Source organism: Streptomyces sp. NPDC006450 (assembly GCF_040612195.1).
Classification (GTDB): Bacteria; Actinomycetota; Actinomycetes; order Streptomycetales; family Streptomycetaceae; genus Streptomyces.
This window is the reverse complement of the sequence record NZ_JBEXPT010000040.1, coordinates 23,728-50,118: the sequence shown is the minus strand read 5'-3', so window position 1 is coordinate 50,118 and position 26,391 is coordinate 23,728. Positions and strand designations below refer to the sequence as shown.

24 protein-coding genes are annotated in these 26,391 nt (G+C 73.8%); 11 read left to right on the top strand and 13 right to left on the bottom strand.

Annotated features, from left to right (window positions below):
- Window positions 1-224 precede the first annotated feature (224 nt).
- The 3 genes from argG to ABZY57_RS15270 form a co-directional block, all read right to left on the bottom strand.
- A complete protein-coding gene (gene argG, locus ABZY57_RS15280; protein WP_356511958.1) occupies window positions 225-1,673 on the bottom strand; it encodes an argininosuccinate synthase in 1,449 nt (482 codons plus the stop codon).
- A gap of 159 nt (window positions 1,674-1,832) precedes the next feature.
- The gene (locus tag ABZY57_RS15275; protein WP_356511956.1) at window positions 1,833-3,008 is read right to left on the bottom strand and encodes a GDSL-type esterase/lipase family protein; all 1,176 of its coding nucleotides are present in this window, start codon (window positions 3,006-3,008) and stop codon (window positions 1,833-1,835) included.
- 66 nt (window positions 3,009-3,074) lie between these two features.
- Complete coding sequence (locus ABZY57_RS15270; protein WP_356511966.1) at window positions 3,075-3,644, bottom strand: TetR/AcrR family transcriptional regulator; 570 nt, start codon at window positions 3,642-3,644, stop codon at window positions 3,075-3,077.
- A 71-nt stretch (window positions 3,645-3,715) separates the two neighbouring features.
- On the opposite strand from ABZY57_RS15270, the gene ABZY57_RS15265 reads away from it, so the two are divergent.
- The 3 genes from ABZY57_RS15265 to ABZY57_RS15255 all read left to right on the top strand — a co-directional run bounded on the left by ABZY57_RS15265 (window position 3,716) and on the right by ABZY57_RS15255 (window position 6,817).
- Window positions 3,716-4,207, top strand: coding sequence for an FBP domain-containing protein (locus tag ABZY57_RS15265; RefSeq protein ID WP_356511954.1), 492 nt, complete (start codon window positions 3,716-3,718; stop codon window positions 4,205-4,207).
- A 235-nt stretch (window positions 4,208-4,442) separates the two neighbouring features.
- Window positions 4,443-5,858 (top strand): Ig-like domain-containing protein, encoded by a 1,416-nt coding sequence (locus ABZY57_RS15260; protein ID WP_356511952.1) that lies wholly within the window; start codon window positions 4,443-4,445, stop codon window positions 5,856-5,858.
- A gap of 56 nt (window positions 5,859-5,914) precedes the next feature.
- Window positions 5,915-6,817 (top strand): glycosyltransferase family 2 protein, encoded by a 903-nt coding sequence (locus ABZY57_RS15255; protein ID WP_356511950.1) that lies wholly within the window; start codon window positions 5,915-5,917, stop codon window positions 6,815-6,817.
- A 39-nt stretch (window positions 6,818-6,856) separates the two neighbouring features.
- On the opposite strand, the gene ABZY57_RS15250 is transcribed toward ABZY57_RS15255, so the two are convergent.
- On the bottom strand, window positions 6,857-8,152 hold the full coding sequence (locus ABZY57_RS15250; RefSeq protein ID WP_356511949.1) for a helix-turn-helix domain-containing protein: 1,296 nt from the start codon (window positions 8,150-8,152) through the stop codon (window positions 6,857-6,859).
- Between the two features lie 128 nt (window positions 8,153-8,280).
- Between ABZY57_RS15250 and ABZY57_RS15245 the strand changes: the two genes are divergently transcribed.
- On the top strand, window positions 8,281-9,171 hold the full coding sequence (locus ABZY57_RS15245) for an alpha/beta fold hydrolase (protein WP_356511947.1): 891 nt from the start codon (window positions 8,281-8,283) through the stop codon (window positions 9,169-9,171).
- Here ABZY57_RS15245 and ABZY57_RS15240 read toward each other — a convergent pair.
- From ABZY57_RS15240 to ABZY57_RS15225, 4 genes are all read right to left on the bottom strand, one after another.
- On the bottom strand, window positions 9,168-10,127 hold the full coding sequence (locus tag ABZY57_RS15240; protein ID WP_356511945.1) for an aldo/keto reductase: 960 nt from the start codon (window positions 10,125-10,127) through the stop codon (window positions 9,168-9,170). The genes ABZY57_RS15245 and ABZY57_RS15240 overlap by 4 nt on opposite strands.
- 9 nt (window positions 10,128-10,136) lie before the next feature.
- Window positions 10,137-12,143 carry a peroxidase gene (locus tag ABZY57_RS15235; protein ID WP_356511943.1) on the bottom strand — a complete coding sequence of 669 codons (2,007 nt, stop codon included), beginning with the start codon at window positions 12,141-12,143 and terminating at the stop codon, window positions 10,137-10,139.
- Between the two features lie 181 nt (window positions 12,144-12,324).
- On the bottom strand, window positions 12,325-12,489 hold the full coding sequence (locus ABZY57_RS15230) for a hypothetical protein (RefSeq protein ID WP_356511941.1): 165 nt from the start codon (window positions 12,487-12,489) through the stop codon (window positions 12,325-12,327).
- 264 nt (window positions 12,490-12,753) lie between these two features.
- Window positions 12,754-13,245 (bottom strand): GNAT family N-acetyltransferase, encoded by a 492-nt coding sequence (locus tag ABZY57_RS15225; protein WP_356511939.1) that lies wholly within the window; start codon window positions 13,243-13,245, stop codon window positions 12,754-12,756.
- Between the two features lie 182 nt (window positions 13,246-13,427).
- Between ABZY57_RS15225 and ABZY57_RS15220 the strand changes: the two genes are divergently transcribed.
- On the top strand, window positions 13,428-14,249 hold the full coding sequence (locus ABZY57_RS15220; RefSeq protein WP_356511937.1) for a hypothetical protein: 822 nt from the start codon (window positions 13,428-13,430) through the stop codon (window positions 14,247-14,249).
- A 124-nt stretch (window positions 14,250-14,373) separates the two neighbouring features.
- Window positions 14,374-15,054, top strand: coding sequence for a TetR/AcrR family transcriptional regulator (locus ABZY57_RS15215; protein WP_356511935.1), 681 nt, complete (start codon window positions 14,374-14,376; stop codon window positions 15,052-15,054).
- Between the two features lie 478 nt (window positions 15,055-15,532).
- On the opposite strand, the gene ABZY57_RS15210 is transcribed toward ABZY57_RS15215, so the two are convergent.
- Window positions 15,533-17,017, bottom strand: coding sequence for a HAMP domain-containing sensor histidine kinase (locus ABZY57_RS15210; RefSeq protein ID WP_356511933.1), 1,485 nt, complete (start codon window positions 17,015-17,017; stop codon window positions 15,533-15,535).
- On the bottom strand, window positions 17,010-17,687 hold the full coding sequence (locus ABZY57_RS15205) for a response regulator transcription factor (RefSeq protein ID WP_267815321.1): 678 nt from the start codon (window positions 17,685-17,687) through the stop codon (window positions 17,010-17,012). The genes ABZY57_RS15210 and ABZY57_RS15205 overlap by 8 nt, the downstream gene beginning before the upstream one ends.
- Window positions 17,688-17,820: 133 nt before the next feature.
- On the opposite strand from ABZY57_RS15205, the gene ABZY57_RS15200 reads away from it, so the two are divergent.
- A complete protein-coding gene (locus ABZY57_RS15200) occupies window positions 17,821-18,513 on the top strand; it encodes a hypothetical protein (protein ID WP_356511930.1) in 693 nt (230 codons plus the stop codon).
- Window positions 18,514-18,619: 106 nt separating this feature from the next.
- Here the strand turns inward: ABZY57_RS15200 and ABZY57_RS15195 are convergent, their stop codons facing one another.
- From ABZY57_RS15195 to sigK, 3 genes are all read right to left on the bottom strand, one after another.
- Window positions 18,620-20,287, bottom strand: coding sequence for an AMP-binding protein (locus ABZY57_RS15195; protein ID WP_356511928.1), 1,668 nt, complete (start codon window positions 20,285-20,287; stop codon window positions 18,620-18,622).
- A 462-nt stretch (window positions 20,288-20,749) separates the two neighbouring features.
- Window positions 20,750-21,496 carry an anti-sigma factor gene (locus ABZY57_RS15190; protein WP_356511926.1) on the bottom strand — a complete coding sequence of 249 codons (747 nt, stop codon included), beginning with the start codon at window positions 21,494-21,496 and terminating at the stop codon, window positions 20,750-20,752.
- On the bottom strand, window positions 21,493-22,017 hold the full coding sequence (gene sigK, locus ABZY57_RS15185; RefSeq protein WP_356511964.1) for an ECF RNA polymerase sigma factor SigK: 525 nt from the start codon (window positions 22,015-22,017) through the stop codon (window positions 21,493-21,495). Before sigK ends, ABZY57_RS15190 begins: the two co-directional genes overlap by 4 nt.
- A 488-nt stretch (window positions 22,018-22,505) precedes the next feature.
- Between sigK and ABZY57_RS15180 the strand changes: the two genes are divergently transcribed.
- The 4 genes from ABZY57_RS15180 to ABZY57_RS15165 all read left to right on the top strand — a co-directional run bounded on the left by ABZY57_RS15180 (window position 22,506) and on the right by ABZY57_RS15165 (window position 26,353).
- Window positions 22,506-22,745: a chaplin gene (locus ABZY57_RS15180; RefSeq protein ID WP_356511923.1), complete on the top strand. Its 240-nt coding sequence runs from the start codon at window positions 22,506-22,508 to the stop codon at window positions 22,743-22,745.
- A gap of 264 nt (window positions 22,746-23,009) precedes the next feature.
- Window positions 23,010-24,695, top strand: coding sequence for a molybdopterin-dependent oxidoreductase (locus ABZY57_RS15175; RefSeq protein ID WP_356511921.1), 1,686 nt, complete (start codon window positions 23,010-23,012; stop codon window positions 24,693-24,695).
- Window positions 24,696-24,778: 83 nt separating this feature from the next.
- On the top strand, window positions 24,779-25,438 hold the full coding sequence (locus ABZY57_RS15170) for a fasciclin domain-containing protein (protein WP_356511919.1): 660 nt from the start codon (window positions 24,779-24,781) through the stop codon (window positions 25,436-25,438).
- A 282-nt stretch (window positions 25,439-25,720) separates the two neighbouring features.
- Window positions 25,721-26,353, top strand: a complete 633-nt coding sequence (locus ABZY57_RS15165) for an RDD family protein (RefSeq protein WP_356511917.1) — start codon at window positions 25,721-25,723, stop codon at window positions 26,351-26,353.
- The last annotated feature ends 38 nt before the right edge of the window (window positions 26,354-26,391 follow it).

The window sequence follows — 26,391 nt, the reverse complement described above, 5'->3', positions numbered from 1 at the left end:
CGGGCCGGCAGCCCGGCCGCGGGGGGGGGGGGGGGGGCCCCGGGGGGGGGGGGGGCCGGGGGGGGGGGGGCGCGGGCGCCGCCGCCCGCGGCCCCCCCCCGCGCGGGGCCCCCCCCGCCCCCCGCGGCGTGCGACCCCGCCGGCCCCCCCCCCGCCACGACACCCCCGCCCGGGGTCCCTCCGGGGACCGCGGGCGGCGCTTCACGTCCTGCCGCCGGCAGCGACTAGTCGGTGCCGAACTCCATCGCGGCGCGGTCCAGCAGCTCGTCGTCGCCGGAGACCTCGCCGCGGGAGGCGATGACCTCGGCGCCGCCCTCGGGCATCGCGCCGATCAGGCCGGAGCCCGGCGCCTCGACGGCGCCGATCAGGGCGGGGTGGGTCGTCCCGACGATGCCCAGGCCCGCGTACTGCTCCAGCTTCGCGCGCGAGTCGGCGATGTCGAGGTTGCGCATGGTGAGCTGGCCGATGCGGTCCACCGGGCCGAACGCCGAGTCCTCGGTGCGCTCCATGGAGAGCTTGTCCGGGTGGTAGCTGAACGCCGGGCCCGTGGTGTTCAGGATCGAGTAGTCCTCACCTCGCCGCAGGCGCAGCGTCACCTCGCCGGTGATCGCCGTACCCACCCAGCGCTGCAGGGACTCGCGGATCATCAGCGCCTGCGGGTCCAGCCAGCGGCCCTCGTACATGAGGCGGCCGAGGCGCCGGCCCTCGTTGTGGTACTGGGCGACGGTGTCCTCGTTGTGGATCGCGTTGACGAGGCGCTCGTACGCGGCGTGCAGCAGGGCCATGCCCGGAGCCTCGTAGATGCCGCGGCTCTTGGCCTCGATGATCCGGTTCTCGATCTGGTCCGACATGCCCAGGCCGTGGCGGCCGCCGATGGCGTTCGCCTCCATGACCAGGTCGACGGCGGAGGCGAACTCCTTGCCGTTGATCGTGACGGGGCGGCCCTGCGCGAAGCCGATGGTCACGTCCTCGGTGGCGATCTCGACCGCGGGGTCCCAGAACCGGACGCCCATGATCGGGTCCACGGTCTCGACGCCGGTGTCGAGGTGCTCCAGGGTCTTCGCCTCGTGGGTGGCGCCCCAGATGTTGGCGTCGGTGGAGTAGGCCTTCTCGGTGCTGTCGCGGTAGGGCAGCTCGTGGGCGAGCAGCCACTCCGACATCTCCTTGCGGCCACCGAGCTCGGTGACGAAGTCGGCGTCGAGCCACGGCTTGTAGATGCGCAGGTGCGGGTTGGCGAGCAGGCCGTAGCGGTAGAACCGCTCGATGTCATTACCCTTGAAGGTCGACCCGTCGCCCCAGATCTGTACGTCGTCCTCCAGCATCGCGCGGACCAGCAGCGTGCCGGTCACGGCGCGGCCGAGCGGCGTCGTGTTGAAGTAGGCGCGGCCGCCGGAGCGGATGTGGAACGCACCGCAGGCGAGAGCCGCCAGGCCCTCCTCCACGAGCGCCGCACGGCAGTCGACCAGGCGCGCGATCTCGGCGCCGTACGCCGTGGCCCGCGCGGGCACCGACGCGATGTCGGGCTCGTCGTACTGGCCGATGTCGGCGGTGTAGGTGCAGGGGACGGCACCCTTGTCGCGCATCCAGGCGACGGCGACGGAGGTGTCGAGGCCGCCGGAGAAGGCGATACCGACGCGCTCGCCGGTGGGCAGGGAGGTGAGAACCTTTGACATGGGATGAGTATGCGCGATGATGCATGATCATGCAAAATGGCGGGCCGGTGAAGTGATGGGGAACCGACGGGCGTGCCGACATTGTGACGCGCGGCCGGGTCGGCGGCGAGTCCGGCGGGGCACCCGAGGGGGCCGCCCCGCCGGTCACGGCAGGGCGGTTCAGCCGGCCGTGGGGGCGAAGGGGCCCCCGGCGGCGAAGGCGTGGCGGGCGAAGTTCCCGGCGATGCGCACGTGGCCCGCGGGGTCGGGGTGGAGGTCGTCGGGCAGTGGGAGCTCGGCGTGGTCCTTGGCGCCGTAGAGCTCGCGGCCGTCGAGGTAGGACAGGTGGGGGTCCTCGGCCGCCCGCTGCGCGACGATCCCGGTGAGAGCCTCGCGGATGACGCCCAGCGTCAGGCGCCCGGCGGCCCGTTCGGCGGGGTCGCCCAGGGCCTTGAAGCGCAGGGTCCCGGTGCTGAAGTCGGTGGCGAGGGGGCCGGGGGTGTCCTCCTGGATCGGGCACAGGAGGGGAGACACGACCAGGAGCGGCGTGGTCGGATGGCCCTCGCGCAGCGTGTCGAGGAAGCCGTGGACCGCGGGGGCGAAGGCGCGCAGCCGCATCAGGTCCAGGTTGACGATGTTGATGCCGATCTTGACGCTGATCAGGTCGGCGGGGGTGTCCCGCATGGCGCGGGCGGTGAAGGGGTCCAGCAGGGCGCTGCCGGAGAATCCCATGTTGACCAGGTCCACTGCCCCCTGCGCCGCCGCCAGGGCCGGCCAGGTGCCGGTCGGACGCTCCGCGTTCGAGCCGTGGCTGATGGAGCTGCCGTGGTGCAGCCACACCCTGCGCCCGCTGGCCGGCGCGGGCGTGACGGGTGCGTCGGTGCGCAGGGCGATCAGCTCGGTGATCTCGGTGTGGGGGAGCCAGATCTCGACGTCCTTGTCGCGGGCGGACAGATCCGCGAAGCGGGCGGTGCCGGGCGGTCCGTCTTCGAGTGCGACGGCCTCGGTCGCCAGATCGAGGGTGCGGACCCTGCCCCCGGGCACGGTGGCCCGGGCCGCGAGCACGCCGTCGATCACCAGGTCGTACGCGCCGTCCGGCGAGGCCGGGAAGCCGCGGTAGGCCCTCTTGGTGGGCAGGGCGTCCAGCTCGATGACGGTGGCCGCGGTACGGAAGACCAGCCGCACGCCGGACGGGCGGGCTTCGGCCGTGGCCAGCTGGTCGTCGGGGATCTGCAGGCGGGCCCGGGCGGGCAGCCGGTGGGGCAGCAGGCCGTGCGCGGTGCGTTCCACGTCGAGGGCCCCGCGCAGGAGGCCCTCGGTGACGGGCGTGGTGATCCATTCGTGGTCGGTGGTCATCGCCTCAGCCTCGTGATGATCGGGGATACGGGGTTACCGGGATACGGGGTCACGGGGTTACGCGGGTCACGGGGTCCCGGACGTGCGCAGCATCGCGTCGAGCGAGTCCACGATCCAGTTCCAGGACTCCTGCGGGTCCACGGCGGTGTGGCTGAAGCCGCCGCCCAGTTCCAGGCTGACGTAGCCGTGGAAGACGCTGCCGAGCATCCGGACCGCGTGCGTCTGGTCCGGTTCCGTCAGGTCGTAGCCGCGCAGGATGGCCCGCGTCATCTGGGCGTGCCGTACGCCCGCACTGGCGGCGGCCGTCTCGGGGTCGAGCCGGAGCCGGGCGGCGTCGTAGCGGCCGGGGTGCTGCCGGGCGTAGTCCCGGTAGGCGTCCGCGAAGGCGGCGAGGGCGTCCTTGCCGGCCCGCCCGGCGAGGGCGGCCGCGACCCGGTCGGCCAGTTCCTCCAGCGCGAACAGCGCGATCCGGGTCTTGAGGTCCTGGGAGTTCTTCAGGTGCGAGTAGAGGCTCGCGACCTTGACGTCGAACCGCCGGGCGAGCGCCGAGACGGTCACCTGCTCGAAGCCGACCTCGTCGGCGAGCTCCGCTCCCGCCCGGGTCAGCCGCTCCGCGGTCAGTCCTGCTCGAACCATCATGTGCCTCCTAGCTGGCGATAGACATTATGCATTTGCCTAAAATTTTTAGGCAAATTAGCCTGCCACTCATGAAGCCGTTGACCGAGCAAGAGATCCGTGCCGCCTTCGTGAACTGCACCAAGGGCGAAGCCAAGCGCCTGTCCGTACCCCGCGATCTGGCCGAACGGCCCTGGGACGACCTGGACTTCATCGGCTGGTGGGACCCCAAGGCCCCCGAGCGCGCCTACCTCGCCACCGCACTGGACGGGCGCCCGGTCGCCCTCGCGCTGCGCACCTCCGCCGCCGCCCCCTCGCAGGCGCGGCGCAGCATGTGCTCGCTGTGCCTGACCACCCACACCGGGGGCGTCTCCCTGATGGTCGCGCCGAAGGCGGGCAAGGCCGGGCAGCAGGGGAACTCCGTGGGCGCCTACATCTGCGGGGACCTCGCCTGCTCGCTCTACGTACGGGGCAAGAAGGACGCGGGCCCGGGCGCACGGCTCCACGAGTCGCTCACGCTGGAGGAGAAGATCCAGCGGACGGTCGCGAACCTGGCCGGGTTCTTCGCCAACGTCACGGCCTGAAGCCCCCGGTAGCGCCCCTCCCCCACGGCGGCCACCTGGAGCACCCCTCCCCTACTCCGTACGAGCCCTCTTCGGTGCCCATTCGGCCCCACGAGCCGCGTTCATGATCATCAGGCTGCCCGGAAATCGTTTTGATGCTGCCATCCGGCCGAAGGCGATCTGGGAGGGCTGCGTGGCGCGCATGCTGTCATCGACACACCGTGGAGGACTCCGGCGACGGGGCAGGACGTGGAGCGTGGCCGGGGCGGTGGCCGGAGTGGTCTTCGTCGTCGCCGCCGCACCGCAGTCGGCGTCGCCGTCCGGTGCCGGGAGGCAGGCCGGCGGCGAGCGCACCGGATCCGTCGAGCTGTTGGTCGGCCGGGCACTGGACGACGGGGGCCGGCGGTGCGCGATGGACGCCTTCCGGGCCGGGCTGTGCGGCGGGCTGGAGCAGCAGGTGGTCCGGGCCACCTCCAGCGGAGCCGGTTCCGTGGTGCGCGACGCCTCGTCCCACGGCGCGTCCCGGGCGGCGGCGCACACGGTCGTCCTGCCCACCGACGCGGCCGGCCCCCTGGAGATCACCCTCGGCGGACCGGGGCTGCTCACCTACGTCACCGTCCACGACGGTCACGGCCGCCACGTCGGGGGCACCCTGGGCGCCCGGGGGCACCACTGGGCCAACACCGAGCCGTTGCGGGCCGGCGAGACCTACACCGTCCGGGTCGGCGCCCAGGACGTGGCCGGAACCCCGGTCGGCGTGACCATGGCGTTCCGGACCGCGCCCGCGGCGCGGGACGACCGGCTCACGGCCGAGTTCGGGCCCCGGCCCGGGACGTACGGGGCGGGACAGATCGTGACGGCCTCCCTGAGCCGCCCCGTCCCGGCCGCCGACCCGGCCGCGCGGGCCCGGCTGGAGCGGGCCCTGCAGGTCACCTCGGAGCCGGCGGTCGAGGGCGCCTGGCACTGGGTCGACGACTCGACCCTGCACTACCGGCCCCGCACCTACTGGCCCGCCCACGCCGTGGTGCACGTGGTGAGCGGCCTCGACGGGGTCGAGGTCGGGGAACGGGAGTACGGCGGCCCCTCGGAGTCCCTGCGGTTCACCATCGGGGACCGGATCGAGGCGCTCACCGACGCCGCCTCGCACGAGATGACCGTACGGCGCAACGGCAGGACCGTCCGGACCATCCCGGTGACCACCGGCAAGGCGGGGTTCCTGACGCGCAGCGGCATCAAGGTCGTGCTCGGCAAGGAGCGCAAGGTGCGCATGCGCGGGGACAGCGTGGGCATCAAGCGCGGTACGAGCGAGTTCTACGACCTTCCCGTCTTCTACGCGACCCGGGTGACGTGGAGCGGCGAGTACGTGCACGCGGCGCCCTGGTCGGTCGACGCGCAGGGCGAGGAGAACGTCAGCCACGGCTGCACGGGCATGAGCACGGCCGACGCGGCCTGGTTCTTCGACACGGTGCGGGAGGGGGACGTGGTGTCGGTGGTGAACAGCGGCGGGGAGCCGATGGCCCCGTTCGCCAACGGGTTCGGGGACTGGAACCTCAGCTGGGACGCCTGGCTGGCCGGCAGCGCGCTGAGCGGCCACACCGATTCCCCGCTCGCGTCCCCCGCCTCCGCGCCCGCGTCGGCGCACGGCCCCTCCCGGCTCCTCCCCCTCACCTGAGCCGGCCGGGCGGCTTCCCGCGTGCATGGACCGCAGGCTCCGATAGCCTCCGGTCCATGCCCGACTCCTCCTCCCGCACCTCCCCCACCGCGACCGGGATCGACGTCGTCCTGCTGACGATGAACGACCGTCCCGACGAGGAGGCGGCGGCCGTCCGGACGCTCCTCGCTCAGCAGGACGTCGACCTGCACATCGCGGTCGTCGGCAACGGCTGCGTCCCCGGGCTCTCGGTGGGCGGTGCCACCGTCCTCGCGCTCCCGGAGAACCTCGGCATCCCCGAGGGCCGCAACCGCGGCGCGCTCGCCCTGCGGGACACGGGCAGCGAGTTCCTCTTCTTCCTCGACAACGACGCCTCCTTCCCCCGGCCCGACGTCCTGGCCCGGCTGGTGGCCGAAGCCCGCCGGCGCCCGGAGGCCGCGTACGTCCAGCCGCGGCTGACCGGGCCCGACGACACCACGACGCCGCGCCGTTGGGTGCCCCGGCTGCGCGCCGGCGACCCGGGGCGGCCCGGCACCATCGCCACCATGACGGAGGGTGTGGTCATGGTCCGCCGGGACGCCTTCGACGCGGCCGGAGGCTGGCCCGACTTCTTCCTGTACCACGAGGGCATCGACCTCGCGTACCGGCTCTGGGAGCGGGGCGGCACCGGCTGGTACGCGGCCCAGGTCCGTATGCACCACCCGGTCACCAGCCCCACCCGGCACGCGCTCTTCCACCGGCTGGCGGCCCGCAACCGCGTCTGGCTCGCCTACCGCAACCTCCCCGCGCCCCTCATCCCCGCGTACCTCGGCATCTGGACGGCCGTCACGGCCCTGCGCGGGCTGCGGGGCGGCGGACTCCGGGACTCCCTGCGGGGATTGCGCGAAGGGTGGGCGGCCCGGCACGACCAGGTGCGGCGGCCCATGCGCTGGCGCACCGTGGCGCGGCTGACGGCCGCCGGGCGGCCGCCGGTCCTCTGACGAACCGGCCTGTCCGGCCTGCCGGCCCGCCGGTGCGCATCAGGGGCCGCTGCGGCGGGCGGCGCCGTAGGCCGTGAGGGCCGCCGCGAGGTGGCGGGCGCCGGTGGGGTCGGTGGCGTCGTGGCCGGTGAGCAGCCGGATGCGGCCCAGGCGGTAGGTCAGGGTGTTGCGGTGGACGGTGAGGGCGTCGGCGGCCTCGGCACGCCGGTAGCCGGCCGCGATGAACTCCCGCAGTGTGGCGATCAGATGGGGCTGGTCGTCGAGGGGTGCCAGGACCCGGGCCAGGGCGTCGCGGGCGGGGCCGGGCTGCACGAGCTGGTACTCGACGGCGAGGTCGGCCAGTCGGTAGAGCCCCGGTGGGCGGCCCAGGTCCTCGGCCAGGGAGAGCACGTCGGAGGCCTCCGCCTGGGCCCGCGGGATCGATCCGTGGTCCTCGGCGACGGCGGCCGCCGCCGTGCACCGCAGTTCGGCCGCCGTGTCGAGGCGGGCGAGCAGCCGGCGGGTCGCGCCGTCCGGGCCGGGCGCGCCGTGCGGGCCGTCCGGGCGGTGCGGGCCGAGCGGGACCAGGAGGACGCCGCCTTCGCCCTTGAAGGTGGCCAGCACCTCGGGGTTGCCGTCGAGTTCGGAGCGCAGGGCGCGCAGGATGCGGTGCGTCGCACCGCCGGGTGCGTCGGGGAGGCGCAGGACGACCACCTCGTACCGTTCGGCGAGGGTGCGTCCGTACCGTTCGGCCGCGCGCCGGGCCGGCCGGCCCGCGAGCAGGACCCCCGCGAGGTTGCGGCCGTGTTCGCGCTGCTCCCAGTCGAGGTCGGCCTGTTCCCGCAGGTAGGCCTCGGCGACCTTGGGCATGACCTCGCCGAGGAACGCCAGCAGGCCCGTGACCAGGGCGTACGGGTCGGCGACGGGCTCGGGGCCGGCCGCGGCGAGCTCCCAGGCCCGTCGGGCGCCGAGCGGGTAGACCCGTAGTACCGCCTCCAGGGGGACCCCGTCCCGGGCCCGCTCGGCGCCCCAGGCGACGGGGGCGGCCAGCTCTGCCTCGGTGGGCGCCCGCCCTTCGGCGACGGTGGTGAAGAACAGTTTCAGCACGGCTTCGGTGTTCGCGACGAGGTCTCCGCCGAGGACGCTGTCGGGCAGCAGCCGGTAGGCGGGGATGTCGGCGGTCAGCCGGGCGACGGTCTCGGCCGCCATCTCCGGTATCCGGGGCAGCAGCGCGGCGGCGAGGACCCGCGCGGCCGCGGACTCCCCGTCCGCCGCCGTGCCGCCCGCCGTGCTGTTCGCCGTGCCGCTCGCCATGCCGCTCGCCGTGCTGTTCGCCGTCCCGCCCGCGTCGCCCATCCCCGCATTGTCACCGTGCACAAACGCGGGAGGAAGCATTCTGCGCGTACCGCCAGGGGACACCGGCGGCGCACCGGAGCATTCTGTGCAGTCCGACCAGCACACGACCCCCCGTCAGGAGATGTCGTATGGCCCGCCGTACCCGTGCGTCGCGCACCCGCACCCTGCTCGCCAGAGCCGCACTCCCGCTGGCCCTCATGCTCGGAGCCGCCTTTCCGGCGCACGCCGCGACCGAGGGCGTCACGGCAGGCGGGGTCAACGACTTCTCCTGTCGGCCGGGCGCCGCGCACCCCGAGCCCGTGGTGCTCCTGCACGGCACCTTCGCCACCTGGTACGAGGACCTCAACTTCCTCCAGCTCGACCTCGCCGCCCGCGGCTACTGCACCTTCGCCCTGACCTACGGCGCCTACGACGGCTTCCCGCTGGTCGGAGGCCTCAAGCCGGTGGCCGTGTCCAACCTGGAGATCAAGGAGTACGTGGAGAAGGTGCGCGGCGCGACCGGCGCGGACAAGGTCTCGGTGGTCGGCCACTCCGAGGGCGGGCTCCAGGCCCTGTACCTCGCCAAGATGCAGGGCATCCAGCCCCACATCAAGGCGGTCGTGGCCATCGCTCCCCCGACCCACGGCACGAACGCCGCCGGGCTGCTCGACCTGGGCGACAAGCTCATCGGCCGGGCGACCATGGAGAAGATCGTGACCACCATCGGCATCCCCGTGCTCGCCGACGAGGTGCCCGGCGGTCCCGCGATCCTGGCGCTGAACGACGGTCCGGTGGCCCAGCCCGGGATCGCGTACACCATCATCACCTCGCGCTACGACGAGCTGGTGACCCCGACCGAGACGGCGTTCGTCCGCGAGCCGGGGGTCAAGAACCAGTACGTGCAGGACTTCTGCCCCTTCGACCCGGTGGGCCACATCGGCGAGGCCTACGACCTCAACGTCTGGCACCTGGTCAGGGCCGCCCTCGACCCGCACCGGGCCACCCCGATCCCGGTGTGCGCGGTGGGCTCGCCCGGCTAGGGAAGCGGCCCGCCCCGGGCGGTGAGCCACAGGGAGTACCACTCCTCGTGGCCGAGGTCCGGGGCGCGCAGCGCCGCGTCGCGGCAGGCCCGGATGCGGTCGGGCCGACCGGTGCCGATGACGGGGGCGATCCGGGCCGGGTGGCGTTGCAGCCACCACAGCAGGATCGTCTCCGGTGTCGTGTCCTTGGCCTTGGCCAGGGCGCGCACGTGCTCGGCGGTCGCGTGCTCCCCGACGCTCGACTCCCTCCCGGTGAAGCGGCCTTGGGCCAGCGCCCCGTAGGCCTGGAGGCGGACTCCGTTGGCCGTGCAGTACTCGACGGTGCCGGCCGGGAAGCCGACGGCGGCCGCGGCCGGGGTGTTCACGAGGACCCCGTCCTCCAGCCAGTCCCGCCGCTGCAGGCTCATCTCCAGCTGGTTGGCGACGAGCGGGACGTCGAGGTGGCGTTGCAGGTGGGCGCATTGCGCGGCGTTCATGTTGGAGACGCCGAACTGCCTGACGAGGCCTTGGCGGTGCAGCGAGGTGAGCGCCTCGGCGATGTCCGCCGGGTCGGCCAGGGGGTCGGGCCGGTGCAGGAGCAGGACGTCGATGACATCGGTGCGCAGCCGTGTGAGGCTCTCCTCGACACGGCGCAGGATGCTCGCGCCCCGCAGGTCGTAGATCCCGGGACGGTCGCCCTCGGCGAGGCGGATGCCGCACTTGGTCTGCAGCGTGATGCGCTCGCGCAGGCCGGGGGTGCGGGCGAGCACCTCGCCGAAGACGGCTTCCGCTTTTCCGTGCCGGTAGATGTCCGCGTGGTCGAACATCGTGATACCGCTGTCGAGGGCGGCCTCGATCACCGCCTCGGCCGCGTCGATGTCCTCGGCCTGGTGCGGGCCGGGCTCCCAGCTCCCGCCGAGAGCCATGCAGCCGTAGATCAGCCGGGTGTCGTCCTTCACTGGTGCCGTGATCGCCATGCGGTCACCCTACGAGGCGGAGGCCCTCCACAGCACCCGGGTCCCGGACAGGATCACCAGCTCTCCGGAGGGGCGCAGCAGCAGGCGCGCGCCCGGGTGGCCGCTGGTTCCGCTGGACCAGACCGCACCGCCGTCGGCGTCACGGACGAGCAGTTCACCGTCCTGGGTGAGCACGGCGTCGTGGCCGACGCCACCTGTGTAGGTGTGCCAGGTGCGGGTGCCGCGTGCGTCGAGCAGGGCGAGGTCGCCGGTGGCGTCGAGGGTGAGCCGGGCCTTCCCCGCGTCGAGGACGCCGCCGGGGCGCAGGACGGAACCGGTGTGGAACTCGATGGAGACGTCGAGTTCGCCCTTGGCCAGGGCGCGCAGGACGGGGAGGGAGGGGCTGAAGGCGTAGACCGATCCCTCGGTGCGGACGAAACGGCCGAAGTGGAGGGTGTTGGCCCGGCTGCCGGTGCCGTCCGCCGAGGGCGTTTCGAAGGCGATGGGAGAATCGGGGCCGATCACCGGGTCGCAGCCCGCGCGGGGGTTGCGGCCGGCCGGGAACTCGGGGTCGTTCACCCACTTGCGCATCACCAGCTCGAACTGCCCCACCAGGTCCGACTGGTGGCAGACGAAGACCAGCCCGCGCTGGGCCTGCGGACCGTGCTCCTCGCCCAGTTCGGGCTTGTAGACGGGGCCGTACGGGATTCCGCGCCGCATCAGGCGCCGCGCGTCGAGCTCCGCCTGGGCCACGGGGGGACGGCCCGGGGTGAGGACGAGGCCGCCGCGCGGGTTCCCCTTGCGGATGTGCGCGAACAGCGGCATGCCCCAGCCCTGCGGGTCCTGGCTGTAGTCGAGTCCGGCGTCGGGATGCTTCCCCGGCACGGGCAGTTGCTCCGCCGCGGGGCACAGGGCCACCGGCATGCCGCCCGGCCAGCGGCCCATCAGCCGGGCTCCGAGCCATTCCCGGCCGGCGTCGGCGGGCGCGGCGCCGGCGCGCTGGAGTTCGGCGAGGCGCAGGGCGACCTGGGTCCACCAGCCGGGCACGTCCTGCGCGAGGCGGCGTACCACTTGGAAGGCGCCGCCGGTGGCCCAGGCGGGCAGGCCCGTGGGGCGCTTGCCCACCCGCTCGGCGCCGACGACGAACTCGCCGGCGGGGATCAGCCTGGATCCGGGCTTGCCGAGCACGCCGGTGGCGTCTGCCGGGTCGGGCTCGTCGAAGCCCCGTACGCCGGGCTGGCTGATGCAGTCGAGGAAGCCGAAGTGCTCGTGCCCGCGCAGCTCGCCGGGGAGCGTGGCCCCGTCCTGGAGGAACAGGACCGTCGCCCCCGCGGCGCCCGCGCCCTCGCGGTGCTGTGCGACGGCGGCTGCGAGGCGTTCGGGCTGGTCTGCGGCGAGCGTGAGGACGGCGTGCACCACGCGCCCGGGCTCCTGCGAGCCGAACAGCCAGGACTGCGGGGCGCTGGTACCGGTGTCGCCGAGCTGCTGCGCGCGGGCGGCGGAGCCCTGGGTGAAGGCCTCGGCGCTGGAGCCGGCCGGGGCCGCGGGGAACGGCTCCTTGCCCGCGAACAGGACCAGCCCCGGATGCGTCAGGCTGAGCCCGGTCCACAGCGTGGCCATGGAGTCGGGATCGATGCCCCCGCTGCGCCGGCGGGCCCTGCTGAAGGCCCGGTTGAAGCGGGCCACTTCCTCGGTGGTGGAGATCGAGGGCAGCAGGCCGGCCAGCCAGCGCCGGGCCTTGCCGGCGTCGCGGAAGTGGAGGAAGAGGAAGCAGGCGTGGTCCTTGCGGAACCCGGCGAGGATGTCGCCCTGGGAGTCGCGGTCGGTGCGCAGCGGGAGGAGCGCGGGGTCGGTGTCCCTGCGCGCGGGCTCCGCGGCCGGTCCCGCCGGCGGGCGGGCCGGGGCCTCGGCGGCCCACGCCGCGGGTGCGAGGCCCGTCGTGACTCCGGCGGCGGCGAGGGCCGCCGCCTGGACCACGGTCCTGCGGGCGGGTCCGGTGTGGGGGCAGCCCGGGGGCGGCGACGGGGCGAGGGCCATCGGCTTGCTCCAAGTGGCAGTGGGGGCGAAGGAATCACATACGGCGGAGATGGAACCGCACCGCGCCGGTGGGCGGCAGCGCGATGTGGGCGGCGAAGTCCGGGGAGTCGGCGCGGGCGACTCCGGGACGGGACATGGGGAACCTTTACGTGGGGGGGAGAAGGGGGAAAGGAGGGGGGTCTCAGAGCGCGTGGGCCATGGCCCGGGTCTCTTCGTCCGTGGAGCCCTCACGCGTCCTGGGCCGCTCGTGGTCGATGGCCGGGAGCGCGTGCCCGGCGTGGCCGCGCACCTCCGCCTCGGCGGGGACCGGCAACCGATCGGCGGCGGGGTGCGGCGCGACAGCCATGGGGCCGGTTACTCCTCGATGCGGGGGCCGACGGGCAGCGCACGCTGCCAGTGATCAACACACTCGGTGATCAACGCCGTGCGCGCGCGCCGGGGCCACCGATGGGGTGACGCATCCCTGTCGGACCGTCACCCGTACGCATCAGGACCGGGGCTGTCGCCCCGTTCGGGCGGAACGGGGCGGGCGGGGCCGGTCAGCCCTGGAGGGTCAGCCGAGGGCGGTTCGGCCGTCGACGGTAGGCCGGCAGCGGTCAGCTCGCGCCGGTCAGCCCTCGGCGGTCAGCTCGCGCCGGTAGCTCAGCCCGGGGCAGCCGTCCAGGACGGTCTCCCCCACAACCGTGAATCCGGTCCGCCGGAGCACCGCCGCCGAGGCCGCGTTGTCCAGGGCCGCTGACGCGGTGAGGACGCCGAGTCCGTACTCCGTGGCGGCGAGCCGGCAGACCTCCCGGACGGCGGCGGTGGCCGCGCCGCGGCCCGCCGCTCGTTCACCGATCCGGTAGCCGAGGTCGGCTGCGCCGTCCTCGAGGTCCACCAGGTTGACACGCCCGATCAGCTCTCCGGCTGCGTCCATCACGAGGTGGAACCGGCACGCGCCCGTCTCCTGTTCCGCGAGCAGGGCGCGGTGGCGGGCGGCGAACTCCGCGAAGTACGCGTCCCCGCGGTCCGGTACGGAGCGGGCGAAGTACGCCCGGTTGTCCCGCTCGAAGGCCAGTAGGGCGTCCTCGTGATCGGCCCGCAGGAGTTGGAGTCGCAGCATGCCGGGCAGGATATAAGGACTGCTCGGACGGGTGCCCCCGAGTTTCCCGGGCCTCCCGGGGGAACTTCGCGGCGGTTCGGCGGAGGCCGAAGGAATCGCTCACGGTCGAGGGACCGTGCGAGCGGGTGACGCATCGGGTCCCGTCCGGGGGACGGGGACGACAACCCGCCAAGGGATGGGGAATGAAGGCAGGGACAGTCACCGCGAGCATCGCGGCGGCCGTGATGGTGACGGCGGGCCCGGGCGGCTGTACGGCCGACGCCTCCGTGGGACAGAAGGCCGCCGACTCGGCCGAGACACTGGTCGCAACGCTCACGCAGGCCTCCGACGAGGCCGCGAAGGCGGGCTCGGCCGAGGTCGAGCTGAGCGTGACGATGCCCGACACGGGCGGCAAGCCGGTCCAGGTGAACGGCACCTACTCCTGGGGTGACGGCCTCGCGATGGAGGCCGAGATGCCGGCCGAGGACCTCCGGATGGAGGATCTGGTCGCCGACGGCACGATCACGTACCGGCTCGTCCAGGGGGTCTGCTACTACGGCATCGACCCGGCGCCGAGCGGCCCCTTCGCGGGCAGGACACGGCTGAAGGTCGAGGCCTCCGCCGTGCTCGGCGAGCAGGGCGCAGCCGGGATGAACGCGGGCGACAACGACCCGACGGCCGGGCTGAAGTCCCTGAAGTGGGCCGGCAACGTGACCGAGGTCGGCCGGGAGGACGTCAACGGCAAGAGCTCCGTGCACTATCGGGCCACGGTTCCGGCGGACAAACTGGGCGGCACCAAGGCGATGTTCGGGGCGGTGGGCGGGAGCGGTGCGACCGAGCTCGTCTCGGACCTCTGGGTCGACGACAAGGGGATGCCCTCCCGGCTGAACCAGACCTTCGGGACCGTCACCGTCGACATCGACTTCCTCTCCTTCGGCGTCGCGGAGGACATCGCGATCCCGCCGGCCGCCGACACGGCCGACATCACCGAGGCCGTCAAGGAGGGCCGCTCGGCGCAGGACTGACGCGCACCGGGACCGGGCAGGCAGGCAGGCAGTGCCGACCGGACGGTTCGGTTCATACACTGGACCCGGCGCGCACCGCCCCCTTGCCACCCCATGCCACCCCGCAGGTACGAAGGACTCCCCCATGGAAGCCGAGACGGCGAACGCCACCGACGCCTTCGGCATCCCGGTCATCCCCGTGATCCCCTCTTCCTCCGAGGCCGTCCGGCGCAAGCGCCGGGCGATCGCGGACGCGGCCGCCGCGGAGTTCCTCGCCGAGGGGTTCGCGGCCGCCTCCATGGACGCGATCACCAGCCGTGCCGGGGTTTCCAAGGCGACGGTCTACAAGCACTTCGGCACCAAGGAGCGGCTGTTCCTCGCCGTGATCGCCGGCCTGCTGCGCGAGACCTGCGCCGGACACGAACCCCGCGCCTCCGCCCTCGCGGAGGCCGCCGATCTGCGCGCCGCCCTGATCGCCCTCACCCGGGACCGGGCCGTGCTCCTGCTGCGCCCCGACGTCATGGCGCTGCGCCGCCTGGTGATCGGTGAGATCGACCGCTTTCCGCAGCTCGGCCGGCTCTGGTACCGGGTCACGTACGACAGGTACGACGGGCCCCTCGTCGAGGCCTGCACGGAGCTCGCCAGGCGCGGCCAGCTCGACGTCCCGGACCCCGTACTCGCCGTTCAGCAGCTCGTCGCCGTCACCGCCGGCGTCCCGCAACTGGTGCACACCTTCGCACCCGGCACCGGGAGGGACCCGGCGGAGCTGACCCGTGTCGTCACCTCGGGAGTCGACCTCTTCCTGGCCCGCTACGCCGCTTCGTAGGAACGGACGCGCGACGACAGGGTGAAGCTTCCCGGAATCTCACCCCGGCGCCGGATGCCTCGCCACGGTTGGTCACCGGCTGCCTGCAGACTGCTCCCGAGCGGGAGGGAGCAGACCCGCCCCCACGGCATCGGGCACGTGGAAGAAGGACTCCCCTACGACGGGGCGGGACTGACCAAGACCTTCCCGGACTCGGGCGGGGCCCTCTTCCACGGCGCCGACTTCCGCTACTACAGCGCCAACACCGTGTTCGCGGCGAGCGGGGAGACGCTGCTCCCCCCGTACAACACCGAGTGGGTGGACGCGCCGGCGGGCGGCGGCTGCCCGGCCCTCGGCGACTACCGGGAGCCGGCCCGCCACCGGCGGGACACGGACAGTTTCCCGGCGTACGTCTCGGCCCTCGGCACCCTGAAGGCCGTCTCCACGGGCCGGGTCACCGTGAAGCCCGCCCGGCTCTTCGACCCCCCGGGCCGCTACGTCAGGGGCCGAGCGGGAGCGTGGCGACCAGGCGGGCCCCCTTCGGGGAGTCCCGGACGGCGAGCGTGCCGCCGAGGCGCAGGGCGATGTCGCGGGCGATGGCCAGACCCAGGCCGGTGCCGCCCTCGTCGCGGGCGCGGGCGTCGTCGAGCCGGGTGAAGCGTTCGAAGACCCGCTCGCGGTCGGCGGGCGCGATGCCCGCTCCGTCGTCGGTGACCTCCAGGACGGCCTCGCCGCGGGCCTCGTCGACGCGCAGCACGAGGGCGACGTTCCGCTCGGCGTGCCGGCCGGCGTTGTCCAGCAGGTTGGTGACGAGCCGTGACAGCCAGATCGTGCTGCCGCGGATGGCTATCCCGGGCGCGATGTCGGCGTGTACGGGGACGCGGGCGCCCGGGCGCGTCCGGGCCGCTTCGCGGACCACCTCCGTGAGGTCGACGGCGGTGGCCGGTGGCGGCTCCGAGGTGTCGAGGCGAGCCAGCAGGAGCAGGTCGGCCGCCAGGTCCTGGAGCCGCACGGTGTCCTCGAGCGCGCCGCTGACCAGTTCGCCCCACAGTTCGGGATCCGGGTGGGCCTGCGCGACCTCCAGTTGGGTGCGGAGCACCGTGATGGGGCTGCGCAGTTCGTGCGAGGCGTCCGCGATGAAGCGGCGCTGGCGGATGCCGGCGGCTTCCAGCCGGTCCAGGGTGGCGTTCATGGTGACGGCGAGCCGGGCCACCTCGTCGCGGGTGGGCGGAACGGGCACCCGGCGGTGCAGTTCGCGGTCGCCGATCTCGGCGACCTCGGCGCGGATCGCCTCGACGGGGCGCAGGGCCCAGCCGGTGACGCGCCAGGTGATCAGGGCCACGACCAGGACGAGCAGCGGTACCACGACGGCCAGCACCGCCATGATCGTCGCGTCGGCGGTGTCGGCGTCCCGGAGCGAGGTCCCGGCGTAGACGGTGACCAGGCCCTTCTCGGTGACGGTGGTGACCTGCACGACGCGCTGGCGGTGTTCCTGGCGGACCCGGCCGCCCTTCCAGGTGTCGCGGACCGTGCCGGGTGCGACGGGTGGTTCGGGGACGAGGGCGGGGCGGCCGCTGAGGTTGGGGCTGGCGGCGAGCACGCGGCCCCGCGCGTCGACGACCTGGAAGAAGTCGCTCCCGCGGCCCGGGGGCGGTACGGGGTCCAGCCGGCCGGTGGCCGCCAGCGCGGCCACCTTGACGGCCTGCCGTTCGGCATCCTCCTGGGCGCTCCTGGTCAGGTTGGCCTCCAGGGCCCCGAGCAGGGCGAAGGAGGCCAGTCCGAGGGCCAGGGCCACCACGGCGGACGCGCCGAGGGTGGCCTGGGCACGGACGGACCTCGGACGGAGCCGGGACGCGGCCCTGCGCAGCCGGTACCCGAGCTCGCGCGGCCGGGACGCCGCCGCGCGGGGGCGGTCCCGGTCCGCGTGGAGCTCACAGAACCCGTGAGAGGGCTGGGAGTCGTGGGACCGGTCGGGATCAGCCACCGTCGGCCGCCAGCCGGTATCCGGCGCCCCGGACGGTCTCCACCGCGGCCCGGCCGAAGGGCGCGTCTATCTTCCGGCGCAGGGCGCTGACGTGGACCTCGACGACGTTCAGGTCGCCTTCGTAGGCGGCGTCCCAGACGTGGTCGAGGATGTCCCGCTTGGGTACGACCTCGCCGGCCCGGCGGGCCAGGTGCACCAGGACGGCGAACTCGCGTGCGGTCAGCCGGGCTTCGACGCCGCCGCGCGTGCAGCGCTGCCGGGCCGGGTCGACGAGGAGGTCGCCGAACTCCATGACCTGTGGGCTGCGGCGGCCGGTGCGCCGGATCAGGGCCCGCAGGCGGGCCACGAGGACCACGTAGGAGAAGGGCTTGGAGAGGAAGTCGTCGGCTCCGGTGTCCAGGGCCTCGGCCTCGTCGTACTCGCCGTCCTTGGCGGTGAGCATGAGGATGCCGGACTCACAGCCGGCCGCGCGCAGCCGGGCGCAGACCCGGTAGCCGTTGAGGCCGGGCAGCATGATGTCGAGCACGATGGCGTCGTAGTCGTGCTCGCCGGCCATCCACAGGCCTTGCGGGCCGTCGTGTGCCGTGTCCACAGTGAAGCCCTCGGCCCGCAGACCGCGTTGCAGGGCGGCGGCCAGCCGCCGCTCGTCCTCGACCACCAGTACGCGCATGGGGCAAGGTTCTCAGGTCGCGCCGCCGGCTTGCTGAAGGGTTCTTCAGCTCGCTTCAGCGGGGCTTCAGCATCCTGCTCGCAGGATCGGCCGAGCCGGGCACGTCGCCCGGAGAAGCGCGAGGAGCATCCAGATGACTCAGTCCAGTCCGCAGCCGCCCGAGTTCCCCCCGGCCGCTGTTCCCGTCGAGGGCGGCGGCGAGGGTGGCGGCGACCCGGCCGGCAAGGCGGCGGGGCGCGGCGCCCGCTTCACCCGGTTCGCCCGTGAGGGCCGGGGGCGCTGGGTGGCGCTCGGGCTCGTGGTGGTGGCCTCCGCCGGCGCGGGGGCGGCGGTGGTGGCCGTGGCGGATCACGACCACGACGTCCGCCGCACGCGTGCGGAGCGGGTGTGGGACCGGTTCGACGTCGAGCGGGAGGGGGGCGGCGAGATGACGGCTCCGCTTCCCGCGCGCCCCGGGAAGCCGGGCGAGCCCGGGAAGCCCGGCCTGCGGGGTCAGAAGGGCGAGCGGGGCGCCTTCCCGCCGGACGGGCCGGGCCGGCCGGGGGCGCCCGACGGCGAGGAGGGGTTCGTCGTGGGTGGCCCCGACCGGTCGCCCGTACCGCTGCCCGCGCTGCCGGCGGCCCAGGCCCTGGACAAGGCGGAGGCCGCCGTGCCCGGCGGCAAGGCGGAGGCCCTGCGCGTGGTCGCCCAGGAGGGCGGCGGGAGCGCCTGGCGCGTGGTGGTCCTCGGATCCGACGGGGTCCGGCACGCCGTGACCCTGGCCGGCGCCGACGGCGCGGTCACGAGCAACACCGTGGTGGGGAAGGGCGCCGGGGCGGCCCGCTGAGTGGGTACGGGCGCACGCCCTGTGTCCCGTACCGCGGCGACGGCGGTACGGGACACAGGCGCCGGCGGTACGGGACACCGCGCGGCCGTCCTCGGGTGGACCCCGGTCAGGAGGGAAGGCCCAGCAGCCGGGCCGCCGTCTCGCGCATCTCGACCTTGCGGATCTTGCCGGTCACCGTCATGGGGAACTCCTCCACGACATGGACGTAGCGCGGGATCTTGAAGTGGGCCAGCCGGCCCTCGCAGTACGCCCGCACGGCCGCCGCGGTCAGCGGCTCGGCGCCCTCCCGCATCCGCACCCACGCCATGAGCTCCTCCCCGTACTTCGGGTCGGGCACGCCGATGACCTGGACGTCCATGACGTCGGGGTGGGCGTGCAGGAACTCCTCGATCTCGCGCGGGTACAGGTTCTCGCCGCCGCGGATGACCATGTCCTTGATCCGGCCGGTGATGCTCAGGTACCCGTCCCCGTCCATGACGGCGAGGTCTCCGGTGTGCATCCAGCGGGCCGCGTCGACCGCCTCGGCAGTGCGCTCGGGCTGGTCCCAGTAGCCGAGCATGACCGAGTAGCCCCGGGTGCACAGTTCGCCCGGTTCGCCGCGCGGGACGGTCCGGCCGGTGGCCGGGTCGACCACCTTGACCTCCAGGTGGGGTCCGACGCGGCCCACGGTCGAGACGCGGCGCTCCACGGAGTCGTCCACGCGGGTCTGGGTGGAGACGGGCGAGGTCTCCGTCATGCCGTAGCAGATGGACACCTCGCGCATGCCCATCCGGTCGATGACCTCCTTCATCACCTCGACCGGGCAGGGCGAGCCCGCCATGATGCCCGTGCGCAGGCTGGAGAGGTCGTAGGTCTCGAAGTCCGGGTGGGCCAGCTCGGCGATGAACATGGTGGGGACCCCGTAGAGCGAGGTGCAGGCCTCCGCCTCGACTGCGGCCAGGGTGGCCCCCGGGTCGAAGGCGGGCGCGGGAATGACCATGGCCGCGCCGTGGCTGGTGCAGGCCAGGTTTCCCATGACCATGCCGAAACAGTGATAGAAGGGCACCGGGATGCAGACCCGGTCCTGCTCGGTGTAGCGGCACAACTCCCCCACGAAGTAGGCGTTGTTGAGGATGTTGTGGTGCGAGAGGGTCGCCCCCTTGGGGAAGCCGGTGGTCCCCGAGGTGTACTGGATGTTCACGGCGTCGTCCGGACTCAGCTCGGCCTGGGCACGGAGCAGTTCGGCCCGGTCGGCGCGGCGGCCGCGTTCCGGGAGGGAGTTCCAGAGCGGGCCGTCCAGCAGCGCGGTGAACTCCAGTGCCGGACAGCGCGGCCCGACCTCCTGGATCATGGCCGCGTAGTCGGAGCTCTTGAACCGGTCCGCCGCGACCAGCAGCCGGATCCCGGACTGGCGCAGGACGTACTCCAGCTCGTGGGAGCGGTAGGCCGGGTTCACGGTGACGAGGACCGCGCCGATCCTGGCGGTGGCGTACTGCACCAGCGTCCACTCCGGGCAGTTGGGCGCCCAGATGCCGACCCGGTCCCCCTTGACGATCCCGAGGTCGAGCAGGCCGAGCGCGAGGTCGTCCACGTCCGCAGCGAACTCCGCGTACGTCCACCGGCGCCCGGAGGCCATGTCGACGAGGGCGTCGCGGCCGGGGAACCTGCGGACGGTGCGGTCCAGGTTCTCGCCGATGGTGTCGCCCAGCAGCGGCACCTCACAGGCCCCGGAGGCGTAACTCGGCTCGACGGACGGCACGGACGGCACGGACGGCACGGATGACGTGGACGGCACGGACGGCACATGGACCCCCTGGCTCGGTGGCGGCGCCGGGGCCCCTTCGCTCCGGCGCCCCCTCATGATCCACGCGGCCCGCGGCCGGGGCCAGCCCCCGATGGGGCGCAGTGGGGACGCGGTGCGGCGGCCCCGGATCGGCGACGTGCACGCCCATCTGTGGCCCCCCTCCTACCTGGACCGGCCGGATCGGCCGGGCCGGACCGGCACGGGCACCCGGCGCGGGATCGGCGCGGACGCCACACCGGCTCGCTGCCCCCGGATGCGGATCCCGGCCTCCCCCTGGGCGGCGCGCCGCCGATGCCGCTCCAGCGCCTCGAACGCGGCGGCGCTGTTCGGCGGGTCCCTGAACCGGACCGGGCCCTGAGCCCGGCCGGCCGCTGGAGCCGGCAGGCCCGTGGCCCCGCCGGGCCGGTGACCGGAGCCCTCGCTCCATGCCACCCGCCCGGGCGCCCGTACGCCCTACGCCCGGAGGGCGAGCAGGAGCAGGGGGCTGGTCGTCGGCTGCGGCGAGCCCCCGGCGGGCTCCAGCGTCAGGCCGACCGCCGTGGCCGTACCGAGGCCGCCGTCCAGCACGGCCGCCCCGTCGCCGGTGAGGAAGCCGGCCGGGCGCATCGCGCCGCCGTCGGCGAGCCAGAGTTGGTACGTGCGGCCCTCCCCGGGGGCCGGCAGCCGGTCGGCGAGGAACACCGCCCGGTCCCGGGCCGCGGAGGTGATCACCGTCGCGGCGGCTCCGCCGCTGGTGCGGCCGTGCACGGTACGGGCGTCCGGGGCGGTGACCACCGCCCGCAGCTCCTGGCTGCGCGCCTCGGCCTGCCGGGCGTCCTGCCGGGCCCGGTCCGCCCGCCCGCTCTCGTAGAGCGCGGCGCCGCCGAAGAGGGCCGCTCCGGCGAGGGAAGCGGCGACGACGAAGGCGCCGGCCTTGCGCGGGAGCCGGTCCAGGAATCCGGCCGCCCGGCGGACGCCGACCCTCGGGGGGACCTGGCGGACGGTCTCGATGCGGGCCAGAACCTCCGCCTTCATCTGCGGCGGGGGCGCGAGGGCCACGGCGGAGGCAAGCCGTCCGGCCGTGGCGGAGAACTCCGCCACGTCCCCGGAGCACGGCGCGCAGCGGGCCAAGTGCCGGGAGAAGGACTCCTGTTCACCTGGGCCGAGCGCGTCCAGTACGTAGGCCGCGGTGAGGGTGTGCAGTTCTTCGTCGTGCTTCACGTGGTCACCCCCATGCAGTCGCGCAGGCGGATCAGTCCGTCGCGCATCCGGGTCTTGATCGTGGGAAGAGGGGTCTGGAGGGTCTCGGCGACCTCACGGTAGGTCAACCCCTGGTAGTAGGCGAGGGTGACGGCCTGGCGCTGGAGCTCGGTCAGCCGGCGCAGGCAGCGTGTGACCTGATCGCGTTCCAGCCGGGACTCCACCTGCTCGCTCACCTCGTCGAAGGGGCGTTCCTGGCCGCGTACGCCCACGTCGTGCTCGCGGGTGGCCGAGGCCTGGGCGGAGCGGACCCGGTCGACGGCGCGCCGGTGCGCGATCGTGGCCACCCAGGCCATGACGCTCCCCTGGTCGGGGCGGTAGCGGGCGGCCTGGCGCCACACGTCGATCATCACCTCCTGGGCGACCTCTTCCGACTGGGCGCGGTCGCGCACCACCTTGACGGCGATGCCGAAGACGGTTCCGGCCACGGCGTCGTACAGCACGGAGAACGCGTCCTGGTCGCCCTGCGCGACGCACGCCATCAGCTCCGCGAGTGCGGCCGCGGCCGATCCGGGTCCGGTGCCGGGTCCCTGTCCGGTGCCGGGTACCTGTCCGGGGCCGCTGCCCGGGCCCGGTCCGGGGAAGCGCAGCTTCTCGGGGTTCACCTGAGCGGCCCCCCTGTACGGCCGGGCCCGTGCGGGCACGCCGGGGCCGCGAGCGGTTCTCGCCGGTCCATCCATCGCATGAACGATCCTTCGTGGCAGGCACACCTGTTCCCCGTCGGCCGAGGTCACGGCGCGCGCCGGGTCCTTGCTGTCTCACCCCCTCTTCGGAGCCGGGCCGCGTGCGGATGGGCCGACATGCACGCGAAAGGGCATCCGTTCGGGGGAACCGGCCCCCTGGACCAAACCGCGCCGGGGGTCCGGGCCGAAGGAGGGTCGCGGGCCCGGTCCAGGGGCCGCCGCGCGGCGGGTCACGGGGCTGATGGGCCCCGGAGTCCGCCGCCGCACAGCCAGCAAGGAGATCTGTCGTGTCGCGTGTCCTCAAGAGTGCCGCACTCGCCCTCGTTTCGGGTGCCCTTCTCGTAGGCGGGGCCTCGGCGGCCTCGGCCGACGCCGAAGCCCAGGGGCTCGCCGCCCACTCCCCGGGGGTCGGCTCGGGCAACCTGATCCAGATCCCGATCCACATCCCGATCAACGCCTGCGGCAACTCGATCAGTGTGATCGGGCTGCTCAACCCCGCGTTCGGCACCACCTGCGTCAACGCCTGACCCAGGACCCGGGATGCATGCTCCGGCCCGCCGCCGGCAACGGGGCGGCGGGCCGGTGGTCCTCCGGACCGGCGGGGAGTGGGTCGCCACTCCTGAGCGCCGCCGAGCCCCGCAGGACCCGCGCAGGCGGCGGCAGTCGGCGCCGCCGCCCGCGTGCGGGGGTCGTACGGAGCGATGACGTACGACCCGCACACAAAGGTCAACACACTGACGGATCTTCACTTGATCGGATGACCGACCCATCCGGGAGGGACCCCGTCCCGAATGAGGGTCGTGAGCATCAACCGAAGGACCGTCGAACGCGGGGCCCTCGCCGCGGCGAGCGGCCTGCTGGCGGGATACACGGCACTGGCCGCCGCCGAGCTGACCGCGTCCCTCGTACGACCCCAGGCGGGGCCGGTCACGGTGATCGGCGGGGCGGCCATCGACCGCACTCCGGCGGCGCTCAAGGACTTCGCCATCCGCACCTTCGGCGAGAACGACAAGCTGGTCCTCCAACTCGGCATCCTCACCACCGTGGGCCTCCTGGCGGCCCTGCTGGGGGTGTTCGCCCTGCGCCACCGCCGGACGGGAGCGGCCGGGGTACTGGCCTTCGGCGTCCTCGGCGCGGCGGCGGCCCTCGGCCGGCCCGACGCGGCCGGGGCGGCGGACGTGCTGCCCTCGCTGGTGGGGGCCGCGGCCGGGGCACTGGTGCTGTACCTGCTGGTGGGGAAGGTGGGCGGCCCCGCCACCGGCCCCGGCACCGGCCCCGCCGTCCAGCCCGCCGTCCGGCCCGCCGGAGGGGGCAGCGCTTCGGCGGACGCGCCGACGGACACCACGACGGGCACCCCGGGAGGTGGCTCCGAAGACCCGCCCTCCGCCTGGAACCGCCGGGGTTTCCTCCTCGCGGCAGGGATCACCGCGATCGCCTCCACCGGCGCGGGCGTCCTCGGCCGGGCCCTGACCGGCCGGCGCGGCCGGGACGCCAGCGCCTCACGCGCCGCCGTACGCCTGCCCGCTCCCGCTTCGCCGGCCCCGCCGATCCCGGCCGGGGCGGGCCTGCGGATTGCCGGAGTCAGCGCCTTCACCACACCGAGCAAGGAGTTCTACCGTGTCGACACCGCCCTCGTGGTCCCCAGGCCGGACGCCGGCACCTGGCGGCTGCGCATCCACGGCGAGGGGGTCTCCCGCCCGCGCTCCTACTCCTTCGCCGAACTCCTCCAACGCCCGCTGATCGAGCGCGACATCACCCTCACCTGCGTGTCGAACGAGGTCGGCGGCCCCTACGCGGGCTCCGCGCGCTGGCTCGGCGTACGCCTGTCGGACCTGTTGCGGGAGGCGGGCGTCCGGGCGCCGTCCGGCGGCGGCCGGGCCGACCAGCTGATCGCGCGCTCGGTGGACGGGATGACGCTGGGCACCCCCGTCGAGGAGGTCATGGACGGCCGGGACGCGATGCTGGCCGTCGGCATGAACGGCGAGCCGCTCCCCTTCGAGCACGGCTTCCCGGTCCGGATGGTCGTACCCGGTCTCTACGGCTACGTCTCCGCCTGCAAGTGGATCCGGGAGATCGAGCTCACCACCTTCGACTCCTACGACCCGTACTGGGTCAAGCGCGGCTGGGCCCGCCGGGCGCCGGTCAAGACGCAGGCCCGCATCGACACCCCCCGTCCCTTCGCCCGGATCCCGGCCGGGACCGTGGCGGTGGCCGGGGTGGCGTGGGCCCAGCACCGCGGCATCGAGCGGGTGGAGGTCCGGATCGACGACGGACCGTGGCAGGAGGCCTCGCTCGCGGCGCGGGCCACCGCCGACACCTGGCGCCAGTGGTCCTTCGACTGGAGGGCCTCGCCGGGGGGTCACCGTCTCACCGTCCGCGCCACGGACGGCCGGGGCGAGGTCCAGACCGAGCTGCGGACCCGCACCGTCCCGGACGGCGCGAGCGGCCGGCACGGCGTGTTCGTCACGGTCGGCTGACCGAAGCGCCCCCGGTTCCACACCACTTCACACACTTTCCATTCTTCCGTTCCGTATGTACCGACCCTTCTCTGGAGAACACCATGAACACCCTTCGTTTCCGCCGTACCGCCCTCGCCGTCGCCACGGCAGCCGTACTGCCCTTCGCGCTGGCCGCCTGCTCCGACTCCGACTCCGGCTCCGGAAAGGACGCGGCCGCCGGTGCGGCCGCCGAAGCGAGCGCGGACACCTCCTCCCCGGCCGCGGACGCCTCGGCGCCCATGACGGCGGACGGGCCCTTCGGTGCCGCGTGCGCCGGTGTCCCGAAGGAGGGCGCGGGCAGCTTCGACGGCATGGCCAAGGACCCGGTCGCGACCGCCGCGTCCAACAACCCGGCGCTGTCCACCCTGGTGGCGGCCGTGAAGCAGGCCGGGCTCGTGGACACGCTCAACAACGCGAAGGACATCACGGTGTTCGCGCCGACCAACGACGCCTTCGCCAAGATTCCGAAGGCCGACCTCGACAAGGTCCTCGCCGACAAGGCCACGCTGACCAAGATCCTCACGTACCACGTGGTCGGCGAGAAGCTGACGCCCGGGCAGCTGGAGAACGGCTCCTTCGCCACGCTGGAGACGGGGAAGGTGACCACCACCGGCTCGGGCGAGTCCTACAAGGTCAACGGCACGTCCAACGTGGTCTGCGGCAACGTTCCCACCGCGAACGCCACCGTCTACATCGTGGACACCGTCCTGATGCCGAAGTAGCGATGGCGGCGTACCGGTGACCCGCAGGGGCGCCGGTCGTTGTAGAAGCGGTCAGCGAAGTGGCCCCCGGAGTCCCGGACCCGTCCTCAGGGTCCGGGACTCCATGCTGTGTCTACCGGTCCGTCACGTGGTGGGCACAAGTGACAACGGATTGGACAAGTGGCCGATCTTACTAACACCATGGCCCCGCAAGTTCGCGGCTGCGCAGGGGGGCAAACCCGCTCGTTTCACGTCCCTCCGCCGGGCCGCTCGTCCCCGTCACACCCCTGGAGAGACTTCGCCATGAGCTTCGGCGACCCGAACAACCCCTACGGCCAGCAGCAGCCCCCGCAGGGTCAGCCCGGCTACCCGCAGCAGGCGCCGCAGGGTGTCCCCCCGCAGTACGGCTACCCGCAGCAGCCCATGGGCGGCGTCCCCCCGCAGCAGCCGTACGGCGCGTACCCGCAGACCGGGATGCCCGGTGGCATGCCGCCCATGCCGGGTACCGGAATGCCGCCGCTGGCGCACTGGGGCCTGCGCGTCGGCGCGACCATCCTCGACGGTCTGATCACCGTGGGACCGATGTACGCCCTCGGCTTCATCGACCTCGCCATGAGCGACGACGCGGGCGCCTCCGGGCCGGGCGTCTTCTTCATGATCGGCATGCTCTACGCCTTCGCCATGGGCATCTACCAGCTGTACAAGGAGGGCTCGACCGGCCAGTCGATCGGCAAGAAGGTCGTCGGGATCAGCGTGCGCCGCGAGGCCGACGGCAACGTCCTCGGCTTCGGCATGGCCTTCGTCCGCAAGCTGGCGCACTTCCTCGACGGGATCGCCTGCTACATCGGCTACCTGTGGCCGCTGTGGGACGCCAAGAAGCAGACCTTCGCCGACAAGGTGTGCAGCACCGTCGTCATCGTGGTCCCCAAGGGCTGATACCGCGCGGCGTCGGGGCCCGTCCGGATTCCGGGCGG